This is a genomic window from Pontibacter sp. H249 (assembly GCF_037892465.1).
Taxonomy (GTDB): Bacteria; Bacteroidota; Bacteroidia; order Cytophagales; family Hymenobacteraceae; genus Pontibacter.
On sequence record NZ_JBBKTR010000001.1, the window covers coordinates 419,319 to 432,953 of the forward strand.

The following is a 13,635-nucleotide window of genomic DNA, read 5'->3' on the forward strand; positions in this document are numbered from 1 at the left end:
AGCCTGCATGTGTGGTGTACTTAATGAAACTATGAAATAAGCAAACTGAAAAATGGCAGAGATTAACATTGAACGCAAGAAGAAACCTATATGGCCCTGGATACTGCTGCTGGTAATTGTAGCACTGCTGATTTGGGCGATTTACGAGCTCCTAACCGACGATAATACAGTTGCGGCAGCCTTCTCTACAGCAGATTATATGATACCAACCGGCATACCTCCACTACTTGTATAAATTTAAAAGACAACAAACTTAATAGGCAAAAGTATGGCAACTAACGAAACAAGAAACGACAGGCTTTCTGCACTCAGCGACCTGAAAGACTATAAAATAGCAAAGGATAACCCGGATGTAATTGGCTGGCGTGTAGTGGGTGCAGACGGCGAAAGCCTGGGAGTGGTAAAGGACCTGATCGTAGATATGAACGCCATGAAGGCACGCTACCTTTCTGTTGTGGCAGACCGTAGTTTTTTTAACACAGACCGTGACCAGTATATGCTGGTTCCTATAGGTGCCGCAGCACTTGATAAAAAAGGCAAAAACGTTTTTGTATCTTCTATTGATTCCAGGTCAATTGGGCATTATCCTATTTACCAGGGTGGGCCAGTACCAGAGGATTACGAGTATGCCGTTCGCGACAACTTCCGTAAAACGCAGCACGAGACCTTAGCCGACTCAAGAGAAGATGACAACGAGAACTACAAAAGAGAGTTTGATGATGCCCTGAACAGAGAACCAGATCACCGTCGCGAAATATCGAACGACTTCTACAACGACGAAGCTTACAACGAAGATCGCTTTTATACTTCTGAGCATGAAGTGCGCGACCAGAGGTATGCCATGCGGGACGAGGACAAGGCTAACTATGACACTTACTCTACTGACGACCTGCACAGGGAGGAAAACCAACCCAAGACAGTAGAAGACTCCATTGCCACTATAGAGCGCCTCGAAAGCCTGCGTAAAAGAGGGTCTATAACTGAGGAAGAATTTACAATTCTAAAAAGAAGAGCATTGGATATATAATTCTTAAGCTAATCCTTTTAAAAGTAAATCCGCCGCCTTACTTCATATGTAGGGCGGCGGATTTGTTTGTGTGGTGCGTAATCAGAATATTTACCTTTTATACTTTATCAGCAAATCTCTCTGTTACTGCTCAGTACTAGTTTTTGCAGATTTATTGAATATACTTATCGCCTCTTGGTTACCTTGTTGGTGAGCAATATCTGATGCGGTAAGGCCCTGCAAATCTTTTATCGTTTCATCTGCACCTTGCTCTAGTAACAGCTTTACCAGTTCGTTGCGGCCAAACAAAGTAGCAAACATCAGGGCAGTATAACCATTGCTGCTTTTCCTGTTTAAATCTGCGCCATATTTTATAAGCAGTTTGGCAATTGCTGGGTAGCCTTTAAAGCTTACTCCCATTAAAGCAGTGTTGCCACCGTTATCCTGAGCATTAGGGCCTGCGCCTGCCTCCAATAGCAAGCGGGTTGCCTCTTCGTGCCCATCGTAGCTGGCTAGCACTAATGGCGAAAATCCCCGGTCGTCTCTAATATTCAGATCGGCTCCCTCAGCTATTCTCTGCTTCAGGTACTCAATGTCACCTCTTCGGGCTGCATCAAACAGGAGGTGTTCTGCACTGGTGGAATAAATTGTCATGGCTTAGTTAGTTTTTAGTGAGCTTATAAGGGAGTACGAAGCAAACGTAAAAGTGGCTGTTACACTATCTAAAAGTATAAGTATAACCTGCCCAAATCTATGTTGCCCATTACCTTAATTGGCAGCTACTCTTATTTTATTTCGTCAGAAACTTATAGATGGTAGTCTCCTGATACTTCTCCCCTGGCCTGATGATAGTAGACGGAAAATTTGGGTGGTTTGGAGAATCAGGGAAGTGCTGCGCCTCCAGGCAAAGTCCAGCATAACGGTTATATGTTCTGTTATTTTTTCCTGTTAGATCCCCTTTTAAATGATAGCCGGTGTAGAGCTGCAGACCTGGCTGAGTGGTGTAAACTTCCAATACACGTCCAGATACTGGCTCATAAACGGTGGCTGCGTGCTCCGGCCTACTTCCACTGTTGCCAAGCACATAATTCAGGTCATAACCGTAGCCTTGCAGGTTGTTTATGCGTTTTCCTACTGCCACTGGTTCTGTAAAATCGTATGGCGTTCCCTCTACCAAACGCAACTCACCTGTATGTATAAGTGTAGCATCTGTGGCTGTGTACTTAGCAGCATTTATCTGTACTACATGGCTCAAGATATCTTGTTCCCGGCCGGCACTAAGGTTAAAATAACTATGGTTTGTCAGGTTAACAGGTGTTGGTTTATCGGTTGTGGCCTCGTAGTCTATCTTTAGCTCATTATCATCAGTTAAAGTATAGGCAACAACAGCAGTCAGATTACCGGGATACCCTTCTTCCAAATCTTTACTTACATACGTAAGCTTTATCGCATTTTGCTCCGGTAGCTCCGCTGCCTGCCATACCACTCTATCAAATCCTATATTACCACCGTGTAAATGATTTGGACTGTCATTGACTGATAAAGTATACTCCTGGTTATCCAGTGTAAACTTACCTTTTGCAATGCGGTTGGCGTAGCGCCCTACAACACCCCCGATGTGCGGCTCGTTTGGTATATACCCCTCTACAGTGTTAAACCCCAGCACAACATCACCCATTTTTCCGTCTTTATCCGGAGTGATGAGAGAAGTAACAATGGCACCGTAGTTTGTGATCTTAACCTGCACTTTGTTTTTGTTGATTAGAGTGTACAAGTATACTTCCTCTCCAGTTGGTAAAGTGCCAAAGGGCTCCTTGTTTATTTTCATATTCTGTATCAGTGTTGTGTTCGTACTTTCTAAGGTATTACCCGCCCTATTGCAGCCAACCATACCTGCCATAGTTAAAGCTAACAAAAAGAAAGACCATGTTCTGCTTAAGCCGGGCATCATCATGTGGTTGTGACTTTTAGTTTATACTTTCCTGATAAGATTACACCCGTGGGTGCGCATGCTACTTGTTTGAGTACGCAACAACTATGTTCTCCATGCTGCCTACCTTTTCATACTATGGGAACTATAGTATTACTGAATATGAAAGAGAAAAGATAGCCCTGTATACTTGGCAAACAATGAGGCTGCTCTTAAGACTTGCCCAGCAACTAACGGTATTAAAAAGTATAGCCGAAGCCAATCATTAAGATCAGCCTCGGCTATACTTTGTTGTTCAGGTTTATACTTACTCTACCATCAGCTCATCAGCGAAAAGCCATGTTTTCTGGCCAGCCGACGGATACTTCTCTGGACTAACGCCTACGTTTGTAGCCTTAACTTTTATGTATCGTGCTTTAGTGGCTGGTATTGTTGCATCAAAAGCACGGGTTAGTATACCTTCCTGTGCAGTTGGGTCAGGGTTTGTGATCACCTTTACGGTTTTGTAATTTTTGCCATCCTCTGATACAGCATACTCAATCTGTGCCGGTAGGAAAATACGGTATCCAATGTTCTGCATAAAAGAGGCGCTCAGCTTCGAAACGGGTTTAACTGTTTTCAGGTCCAGCACTGCCTCCATGTCTGTTCCCAGGAAACCGGTCCAGTGGCCGTCCGTCTGATCTGTAGAGCCCTTCAGTCCGTTTACCAGCTTGGCTTTGTTGTTGTAACTTGTGTGCGCTGGAGTTATTAATTTAACAGACTTTGCAAAAGCCTTGTGTGCATTAAAGGTTTTAGTGCTCGTGGTACCCACCTGCTTGCCATCTACAAAAGAGGCAGCTTTTATTACTGCAGATTGGTTTAGCGCAAAAGGCTTATTGTAAACCGGAGATGCAGCAGTAGGCTCAGTGCCGTCTAAAGTATAACGAATGGTTGTGTTGGCGCCCTCGTTGGCAAAGTTTACCTGTACGTTTGCCTTAGCGGTATCTACCTGCAGTTGCTGCCTCACATTAAATGCGCTTCTAGCGTAATTTACACCAAGCGCATCATAACGTTTGTACTGTTGCTGCATGCGGTTCTTAAAGCTCTTCCAGTCCTTTTTACCAGCTGGTAACCAGAGCACCTCCGCTAAGGCTGCCATGCGTGGCATCATCATATACTCTATATGCGAGGCTGTTGAAATGTACTCTGTCCAGAGGTTGGCTTGTGCACCTAGTATGTACTTTTTCTCGTCGGCAGACAGCTCGGCTGGCGTTGGCTCGAAGTTATATACTTTTTCCAGTGGGTTATAGCCGTGTATGGCAATCGGCTCCAGCTCACGTTCTCCCTGGTAGTGGTCAAAGTATAGAGGTGCTCCAGGGGTCATTACCACATAATGCTTCTGCTTAGCTGCCTCAATGCCGCCCTTTGTTCCGCGCCACGACATTACATAGGCATTCGGGGCTAGTCCGCCTTCCAGTATTTCGTCCCAACCAATTATAATACGGCCTTTCGCGTTGATGAATTTCTCCATGCGCTGCACAAAGTAACTCTGCAACTCGTGCTCGTCTTTCAGACCTTCGTCGGCAATACGTTTCTGGCATTTCGGACATACTTTCCAACGGGATTTTGGAGCCTCGTCGCCACCAACGTGTATAACCTTACTCGGGAACAAAGCAATTACTTCTGTGAGCACATTTTCCAGAAAAGTAAAAGTCTGTTCGTTTCCGGCACAAAAAATATCGGGAAAAATTCCCCACTTCGATTCTATTTTAAACGGACCACCTGTGCACGATAACTCAGGATAGGCGGTTAATGCCGCTAATGCGTGGCCAGGCATCTCGATTTCAGGTACTACGGTAATGTAGCGGTCCTGTGCATATTTTACTACTTCCTTTATCTCCTCTTGGGTGTAGTAACCTCCGTGACGTTCTTTTTTGTAGGTCTGTGGCAAGTCCCAGTAATGGCCAATCAGTGTGCTGTCGCGCCATGCGCCTACCTCAGTCAGTTTCGGGTATTTTTTTATCTCGATGCGCCAGCCCTGGTCATCCGTAAGGTGCCAATGGAAGGTGTTGTACTTATGCATCGCCAGGTAGTCGATGTACTTCTTCACGAACTCCACCGGGTAAAAATGACGTACCACATCCAGGTGCATACCGCGCCAATCGTAGCGTGGCTTGTCTACTATATCAAGGGCAGGAATTGTTACAACGGCAGTAGTGGCATTGGCAGGTAAAAGTTGTTTAATAGTCTGCAAACCCAAGAAAACACCATTTGGCTTGTTGGCAGCCAGTGTTATACGAGTAGGCCTTACTTTTAAAGTATAACCTTCAGTACCGAGTGTATCGTGAGCACCCTGCAGGGTAAGGTAAATCAGGTTCGTGGCTTTTGCTTTCGGCTTCTTATATTCCAGCTCTGGCTGTACACCCGTTTTGGCCTTGATTTCCTGTGCCAGCACCTGCCCAATGCGCTTTAACTCCTCATTTTTAGCATCAATGTAGATCTTGGTATCTTTGGAGATGGTAAAGCTGCCTTGCTGCATGTTTAGCTGTACCGGCTGCGGAACAAGAGATACACTTTGGGCAAGTACAGGTGCAGTTACTGCAATGGCAATACTTAGGGTTAGGGTGATCAGTCTGGTTATCATACGTATACTTTGAGTATTGTAAAGATAAGGTTTATTGCAACAAGAGGCCACCCCGGCAAAGAGGCTTACTATAAGGTGTTGTTATGGATGAGGAGTAACCACCATGCCAAAGTCTTTCAGCAGGCTCTCACTCAGAGAGGGGTTGGAGAAATTAGTTAACCAGCATGTTTATAGTTTGCTGGTTTAACAGCCGCACTTTTTGATTACCTCCAAGTATGGTGTGCAGGAACACTCACCAAAGCACCCGCAACACCACACAAGGAAGTTCCCCTTAATCAAATAAAAAAAACTAACTTAAAATTTCCATCTAACAAACGCTTCCATAGCCTCATAATCGGCAAGGCCAAGGTTGTCGTAATTCTTTGCTGTTTCGCGGGTACGCTCTTCTGCCCTTACCCAGAACTCACGCTCATCATCCCCAGGGAACACCGGACGGTCTTTCTGCGATTGGTGCTTAAAGATGGCAAAGCGCTTGCGCTCCACCTCCTGTGGCGACAACGGTACAGCCATCTCAATTTCATGTGTTTCGAACTCGTGCCATGCACCACGGTACATCCAGAACCAGCAATCCTTCGCCCATTCTTCAGTATCACGCAGTCTTCTTAAAGCCTCCTCTACTATTCTGAAGCACACAATATGTGTTCCGTGCGGATCGGCAAAGTCGCCGGCAGCAAATACCTGGTGCGGCTTAATTTTTTGCAACAGTTCTATGGTAAGCTGCACATCTATTTCTGTAACCGGCTTTTTAACAGTTTTACCGGTTTCGTAAAATGGCAGAGCCATAAAATGTATGTGATCATCATCAAGGCCAGCATAACGTGCCCCGGAAATGGCCTCACTTTTACGGATAAAGGCCTTTACATCACGTATCTCTTTCGGGTCTAGTTGGTTTGGCTGCTTCTGACCGCTAAAGCAACGCATATCTTTGTAAATAGACTCTAGCTTAACTGTGTCGTTGCCTATACTTTTGTTAAAGTCGATGGCAAATTCCACGTAGCGCAGCACGTCGTCGTCCCAAACAGCGGTGTTGCCTGAGGTTTGGTAAGCCACATGCACATCATGGCCCTGGTCTACTAGGCGTATAAACGTACCGCCCATCGAAATCACATCGTCATCCGGGTGCGGCGAGAAAATTACCACACGTTTCTGAGCCGGCTCGGCACGCTCCGGACGCTGCTTGTCATCAGCGCCTGGCTTACCACCTGGCCAGCCGGTAATAGTGCGCTGCAGCTTGTTAAAGATGTCGATGTTAATGTTGTAAGCCGGGCCTTTTTCTGTAGCCAGCTGGGCCATGCCGTTGTTGTTATAATCTTCGTCAGTCAGCTTCAGGATTGGCTTCTTTACTTTGTTAGAAAGCCAGATAACAGCCTTCTTGATCAGGGCATCATCCCAAACACAGTCCTTCACCAGCCAAGGCGTGTTAAAGCGCGTTAGATCAGAAGCAGCATCTGTATCCAGTACAAACTCTACGTTATCGGAAAGCTGCAGGTAAGTAGCCGGTACATCCGAAGACATCTCTCCTTCTACTGCCTTTTTAATGATAGGAGCTTTTTTGCCGCTCCAGGCCATAAGTATAATCTCGCGGGCTTTGAAGATGGTACCGATACCCATCGTGATGGCTTTGCGCGGCACATTCTCTTTACCACCAAAGTCACGGGAGGCATCGCGGCGTGTCAGGTCGTCTAGGGTTACTAAGCGTGTACCCGAGTTTGGCGCAGAACCCGGTTCGTTAAAACCGATGTGCCCCGTACGTCCAATACCCAGTATCTGCAGGTCCAGTCCGCCAACTTCCTCTATCTTACGCTCATAGTTCAGGCAGTACGCATGTATCTCATCCTGCGGCAGAGTGCCATCCGGAATATGAATGTTGTTTTTGTCTATATCAATGTGATCGAACAGGTTCTCGTTCATGAACGTTACGTAGCTCTGCACCGCGGTAGGCTGCATCGGGTAGTATTCGTCCAGGTTAAAGGTGATCACGTTCTTGAAGCTCAGGCCTTCTTCGCGGTGCATGCGCACCAGTTCTGCGTACACACCTACAGGCGTGGCACCTGTGGCAAGTCCGAGCACAGCCATTTCGTTTTTCTGCTGCTTGTTTTTAATCAGATCAGCAATACGCTGCGCTACATTTACAGAAGCAATGCGCTGATCCGGATAAATGGAGGTGGGCAGCTTCTCAAATCGTGTTTCCTCAAGAAGGTTTAATCGAGCCATAGTTTTCTATTTGCAGTAATGTTAAGGGTCAATGTTTTAAAATTGATCTTTGTGCTCCGGCAGTTTTACCTATACTTTAAATATAAGTTATACAGTATCTGCTTGTCTTTGTCGGTAAGCACTGCGTTTACTTCTGTTTGTATAAAGTGCAGCTTAAACGCTTTAATGGCTGCATCCATGTTACTGATATCGTAACCGATGATGCGTAAAGCATCTTCAGGGCTAAAGTTATCAGGTATCTGGTGCAGCGGTACAAGTTCAAACTCCAGTATTTCTGGCTGTAGTAGTGTTGAATCGGCTACGGCAGCAGAATCTGTGTATACTTTTGCAACAACTACACTATCCAAGGCGTCGGCATCATACCACAGGCCATACCCTTTGTCAGCCAGCTGCTTCCAGGGGAAGGTCGGGTTAGGGTCTACCTTACGACTGGGCGCTATATCTGAGTGGCCAATAAAATTGGCTGTTGGAATGTTGTGCTTTTTCTTCAGCATTTCCAACACTCCCAGCAAGCTGCTTAGCTGTGCATCGGCAAAAGGCTCTGCACCATTGTTATCCAGCTCAATCCCGATAGAAGAAGAATTGATATCTGTATTGTTTCCCCAGCGGCTGTTGCCACCATGCCATGCCCGCAAATAATCGTTCAGCATGTGGTATACTTTACCATCACGGCCTATCACATAATGGGCACTTACCTGTGTGGCAGGCGTAGTAAACGTTTTTAGTGTTTGTGCTGTTGAGTTCTGTGCTGTATGATGAATGATCACGTAGTTGGGCTTACGCATGTTAAAGTTTGTGGCACCTACCCAGTAATCGCCCTGCAGATAAGCAGCATCACCTGGTCCAGGATTCGGCTCAGCCCATAATGTACGGGCATAAGCTTTAGCCTGCTTTTTGTAAGCTCTGTTAGTAGCTGCGTACGGGTTAACCGAGCACGAAGCTGCGACAAGGCCTATTAGTACAACCAGTGATGTTCTAAGAGCAGAACATTTCATCATCAGGAACAATAAGTATAAAAATACAGCAACTTTAATCAATGGTTATCTCCGGCACCGTCTACGTTTTGGAAGCAAAGCAATGTTAATCCTTTTTCCTAGCTTTACACTTGCAATGGTACCTTTGCCATTTCGAAGCTCAAGATTGCTTTTTTTTGCCGGAATTAAAAAATTTGCCGCAAATAAAAATATAAAGTATCTAAAATCACTTATATTGCAGTAAATCAAACCCAATTACATACTATTCTGCTTTGAAAAAATATTTTTTATCATCAGTAACGCTAATTCTTTTGCTGTTGTTTTGCCCGAACCTGTTGCAGGCACAGGCAAAACGCTCAAAAAGCCGCAAACCTGCTACCCTAAAAACGGCAGCCACTACTTTTGATCCGACGCGAGACCCTGCCTTTCTGGCAAACCTGAACGCCCGTTGGGTTGACTCAGTTATGAAAACCATGACGCCGGAAGAGCGCATTGCGCAGCTGATCATGATTCCGGTATACTCTAACAAGGACCAGGCGCATATCGACTCTATCAGCAACCTGATCAAAACGTACAAGGTTGGTGGCTTGATTTTTTTCCAGGGTGGCCCGGTAAGGCAGTCAAAAATGACGAACCGTTTTCAGCAGGAAACAAAGGTGCCGCTAATGGTAAGTATAGATGGCGAGTGGGGTTTGGGCATGCGCCTGGATACTACGGTACGCTTCCCGTACCAGATGACGATGGGTGGCGTAACCGACGAAAAACTTATCTATGAAATGGGTGCAGAGATTGCCCGCCAGTGCAAGCGCATGGGTATCCAGATAAACTTTGCTCCAACTGTAGATATTAATAACAATGCGAATAATCCGGTAATCGGCTTCCGCTCTTTTGGAGAGGACAAGTATAACGTAGCACGCAAGTCTATTGCCTACATGAAAGGCATGCAGGACAACCACGTACTAGCCAGTGCCAAGCACTTTCCCGGCCATGGCGACACCAACGTAGACTCACACTACGGCCTGCCGGTTATCCATTTCTCCCGCACCCGCCTCGACTCCACGGAGTTATACCCGTTCCGCCAGCTGATGAATAATGGCTTAGGCAGCGTAATGGTAGCGCACATGAACATACCGGTGCTGGACAACACACCAAACCTGGCCTCTACGCTATCGCAGAAAATTGTAGCAGACCTGCTTAAAAAAGAGCTAAACTATAGAGGACTTGTGTTTACCGATGCGCTAAATATGCAGGGCGTAGCTAAATTCTATCCTCCGGGGGTAGTAGACGTGAAAGCCTTACTGGCCGGCAACGATGTGATGCTGAACACCATGGACGTAAAAACAACCATCGCAGAGGTGAAGAAAGCCATCAAAAACGGAGAGATTACGATGGCTGAGATTGACGCACGTACCCGCAAAGTGCTTGCTGCCAAACTGTGGATGGGCCTTGATAAGTGGGAGTCGATCGAAACGAAAAACCTGATTGCCGACCTTAACAACCCGCACGCAGAATATCTGAACCGCCAACTGATGGAAGCGTCTGTGACACTGCTGCGCAACAAGCAGAACATACTCCCAATTCAAACCTTGGATACCATGCGTATTGCTGCCCTGGCCATCGGCACAAACAAGGAAACAGATTTCCAGAGAGGGTTAGCACGCTATACTAAAGTAGACACATTCTTCCTGAAGCCTACTGCTACGCTGGCAGAATTGCAGCAACTAAAAGAGCAACTGGCAAAGTATAACCTGGTTGTTGCAGGTGTGCATAAACTAAACCTGAAAGCAGGCAGCAGCAACTTCGGTATTACCTCTGAAATGAACCTGTTTCTGAAAGACCTGATCCGCAGCCAAAAAACAATCGTGAGTGTATTCGGTAACGTGTACAGCCTGGCAAACCTCGAGAGCGTGGACAAAGCCAATGCCGTGATCACTGCTTACCAGGAAAATGCGTTGGCCCAGGATGTGGTTTCGCAAATCATCTTTGGTGCTGTTGGCGCTAAGGGTAAGTTGCCGGTAACGGTTTCTAATGCCTTTAAGATTGGCGACGGACTTACAACACAGGGTAATTTACGCTTGGCTTATACTTCGCCGGAAGCAGTTGGTTTAAAAACGCAGGACTTTGCTGGCATAGACTCAGTTGTAGCACAGGCCATACGTGAAAAAGCTACGCCAGGTGCGCAGGTGCTGGTAGCAAAAGACGGCAAGGTTATATACCAGAAGTCTTTTGGGTACCATACGTACGACAACGAGACCGCTGTAAAAAACACCGACCTATACGATCTGGCTTCTGTTACAAAAATATCTACTTCGCTGGCTGCCCTGATGAAGTTGAAAGGCGAAGGCCGCTTTGATGTAGACAACACACTAGGTTCATACTTGCCAATGATGCAGGGCTCTAATAAAGAGAACCTAAAGTACAGAGACATTCTTACACACCAGGCCGGACTGAAAGCCTGGATACCTTTCTGGCAGCAGACGGTAAAGAAAAACGGTAAATTTAAGTGGGCAACTTTCAAAGCAGATTCTTCGGCACGCTTCCCGATTAAAGTGGCGAATAACCTGTACATCCACAGAAAGTATGCTGATAAGATCTATAAGGAAATTGCTGCATCACCACTAAACGAGAAGCCGGGTTATGTATACAGCGACCTATCGTTTATACTTGCGCCGAAAGTGGTAGAGCATATTACAGGACAGGAGTTTGAGTCGTACCTGAAGGAGAAAATCTATACTCCTATTGGTGCCACTTCGCTTACTTTTAACCCATACAAGTACTACGCACCAAATCAGATTGTGCCAACAGAGTATGAGCCACATTTTAGAGCACAGCTGTTACATACTACCGTTCACGACGAAGGCGCAGCCATGCTAGGAGGCGTAAGTGGCCATGCCGGCTTGTTTGGTAATGCCAATGATGTTGCTAAGCTGATGCAGCTGTACCTGAACGACGGTAGCTATGCAAACAAAACTTACATCGCCGGAAAAACAGTAAGCGAGTTCAGTAAATGCCAGTTCTGCGATGAGGGTAACTACCGCGCCCTTGGCTTCGACAGACCTTCTAAGCCAGGTGCACAAAACAGCAACGCTGCTCCGTCGGCTCCGGTAACAAGCTTCGGCCACTCCGGCTTTACAGGAACATATACTTGGGTAGACCCAGAAAACCAACTTGTGTACGTGTTCCTGTCTAACCGCGTGAACCCTACTCGTGAGAATCCGAAACTGAGCCGCCTGAACACCCGCACCAACGCGTTGCAAGTTGTTTATGAGGCCATCCAGAAATCTAAACAAGTGAAGGCAGAAGCATCTGCAGTTTCACAATAATTTTAGAGGCCGCTCTGCTTGTTACAGAGCGGCCTTTTGTTTTTAGCTATAAGCCACTAGTACAGAATAACAACTATGTTTTTTACTTACGCTTACTAAATAACCTGTCATGAACAAGACTACCATGGTACGCGAAACCACAGCTGCAGGACTTTTAAGAAACAGTGCCTCTGAGCGCTACTTATCACTCGATGTATTGCGTGGGCTAACCATTGCCCTTATGGTTGTTGTAAATAACCCAGGCAGCTGGGGCAGCATTTATGCTCCATTTAAACATGCCGCCTGGCACGGCTTTACAGTTACAGACCTGGTGTTCCCATCCTTTTTGTTTGTAGTAGGCAACGCCATGAGCTTTAGCATGCGCAAGTTCGAACAACAGCCAAACGGTGTATTCCTGAGAAAGGTGCTTAAGAGAACAGCGCTTATCTTTCTAATCGGTACTTTCCTGCACCTGTTCCCGTTCGTTACCCGCACCGATGGCGAAATTGTGCTGAAGGATTTTACAGCCGTACGCATCATGGGTGTATTGCAACGCATTGCCCTTTGCTATTTTATTGCCTCACTGGTGGTGCATTACCTGAAGCTGAAAGGTGCAGCTATCTTTAGCGTGGTGGCATTACTCGGCTACTGGGGCATCATGTACTTATTCGGTAATCCAGCCGACCCTTATAGCCTGGAGGGTAATGCCGCCCTAAAGTTTGACAGCCTGTTCATACCAGATGAAAACCTGTACAAAGGCTTCGGAATACCATTCGATCCGGAAGGATTGCTAAGCACTTTGCCTGCCACCATTAATGTGATAGCCGGTTACTTTGCAGGTGTCTTTATCAAGAAGAATGGCAACAATATAAACACTGTTTTGAAACTTGCCCTGGTGGGTGGTGTGCTGGTGGTAATTGCGCTGCTTTGGGACCAGAGTTTCCCGATCAATAAACCAATCTGGACTAGCTCTTATGTGTTGCACTCTGTGGGCCTAAGCCTGCTTATACTTGCCGGGCTTATACTTATTATTGAAATTGCCGGCTTTGTAAAGTGGACATACTTTTTCGAAGCCTTTGGTAAGAACCCTCTCTTTATTTTTGCGCTGGCAACACTTGTTATTAAGTTGCTCAGCTTTATAAGAGTTGGGGAAGTGAGCCTTCAAAAATGGATCTATGACCATTTATTCCTTACCTGGTCGGAGGGCAAAACAGCTTCGCTCCTGTTTGCGCTATTATACATGCTGGTGATGTGGGCCGTTGGCTTCTGGATGGACAAGAAAAAGATTTACGTGAAAGTATAGCGTATTTCTTTCACACTACAGAAGCCCCACCCCCAGCCCCTCCGAGGAGGGGCTGGGGGTGGGTAAATTATCTGCAGAAGCATAAACCATTGTTAACTCAAAGCCTGCTCTTACAACCGTGAGGGCAGGCTTTTTTGATTAAAATTTGCTGGATTTAAGCATATACAAGATTAGAAAGCCAGCTTATGGCTTCATAAAGGCTCCTCTATCAAAGGCATTCATATCTGGCATTAAACATAATCCGCTTTTCTGTTTTGTTGATTTTATAGAAAAAAACTTATAT

The 13,635-nt window shown here is 46.0% G+C and carries 9 protein-coding genes; 4 read left to right on the forward strand and 5 right to left on the reverse strand.

All coding sequences use genetic code 11. The features are described from left to right. The first annotated feature begins 52 nt into the window (after nucleotides 1–52). Together WG943_RS01670 and WG943_RS01675 are read left to right on the forward strand one after the other, a co-directional pair. Entirely contained in the window at nucleotides 53–235 is a 183-nt protein-coding gene (locus tag WG943_RS01670; RefSeq protein ID WP_340406407.1) for a hypothetical protein, read from the forward strand. A 33-nt stretch (nucleotides 236–268) separates the two neighbouring features. Continuing rightward, nucleotides 269–1,027, forward strand: a complete 759-nt coding sequence (locus tag WG943_RS01675; RefSeq protein WP_340406409.1) for a PRC-barrel domain-containing protein — start codon at nucleotides 269–271, stop codon at nucleotides 1,025–1,027. A 123-nt stretch (nucleotides 1,028–1,150) separates the two neighbouring features. On the opposite strand, the gene WG943_RS01680 is transcribed toward WG943_RS01675, so the two are convergent. The 5 genes from WG943_RS01680 to WG943_RS01700 all read right to left on the reverse strand — a co-directional run bounded on the left by WG943_RS01680 (nucleotide 1,151) and on the right by WG943_RS01700 (nucleotide 8,810). Continuing rightward, nucleotides 1,151–1,660 carry an ankyrin repeat domain-containing protein gene (locus tag WG943_RS01680; RefSeq protein WP_340406410.1) on the reverse strand — a complete coding sequence of 170 codons (510 nt, stop codon included), beginning with the start codon at nucleotides 1,658–1,660 and terminating at the stop codon, nucleotides 1,151–1,153. A 136-nt stretch (nucleotides 1,661–1,796) separates the two neighbouring features. Next, entirely contained in the window at nucleotides 1,797–2,834 is a 1,038-nt protein-coding gene (locus WG943_RS01685) for an aldose epimerase family protein (RefSeq protein ID WP_340406411.1), read from the reverse strand. A 409-nt stretch (nucleotides 2,835–3,243) separates the two neighbouring features. After that, nucleotides 3,244–5,559: a glycoside hydrolase family 20 protein gene (locus WG943_RS01690; protein ID WP_340406413.1), complete on the reverse strand. Its 2,316-nt coding sequence runs from the start codon at nucleotides 5,557–5,559 to the stop codon at nucleotides 3,244–3,246. 294 nt (nucleotides 5,560–5,853) lie between these two features. Next, nucleotides 5,854–7,773 carry a glucosamine-6-phosphate deaminase gene (nagB, locus tag WG943_RS01695; RefSeq protein WP_340406414.1) on the reverse strand — a complete coding sequence of 640 codons (1,920 nt, stop codon included), beginning with the start codon at nucleotides 7,771–7,773 and terminating at the stop codon, nucleotides 5,854–5,856. 65 nt (nucleotides 7,774–7,838) lie between these two features. Then, a complete protein-coding gene (locus WG943_RS01700) occupies nucleotides 7,839–8,810 on the reverse strand; it encodes an N-acetylmuramoyl-L-alanine amidase (RefSeq protein ID WP_340406415.1) in 972 nt (323 codons plus the stop codon). Between the two features lie 401 nt (nucleotides 8,811–9,211). On the opposite strand from WG943_RS01700, the gene WG943_RS01705 reads away from it, so the two are divergent. Both WG943_RS01705 and WG943_RS01710 read left to right on the forward strand, forming a co-directional pair. Beyond that, the gene (locus WG943_RS01705) at nucleotides 9,212–12,070 is read left to right on the forward strand and encodes a glycoside hydrolase family 3 N-terminal domain-containing protein (protein WP_445323616.1); all 2,859 of its coding nucleotides are present in this window, start codon (nucleotides 9,212–9,214) and stop codon (nucleotides 12,068–12,070) included. A 109-nt stretch (nucleotides 12,071–12,179) separates the two neighbouring features. Next, the gene (locus WG943_RS01710) at nucleotides 12,180–13,352 is read left to right on the forward strand and encodes an acyltransferase family protein (protein ID WP_340406417.1); all 1,173 of its coding nucleotides are present in this window, start codon (nucleotides 12,180–12,182) and stop codon (nucleotides 13,350–13,352) included. The last annotated feature ends 283 nt before the right edge of the window (nucleotides 13,353–13,635 follow it).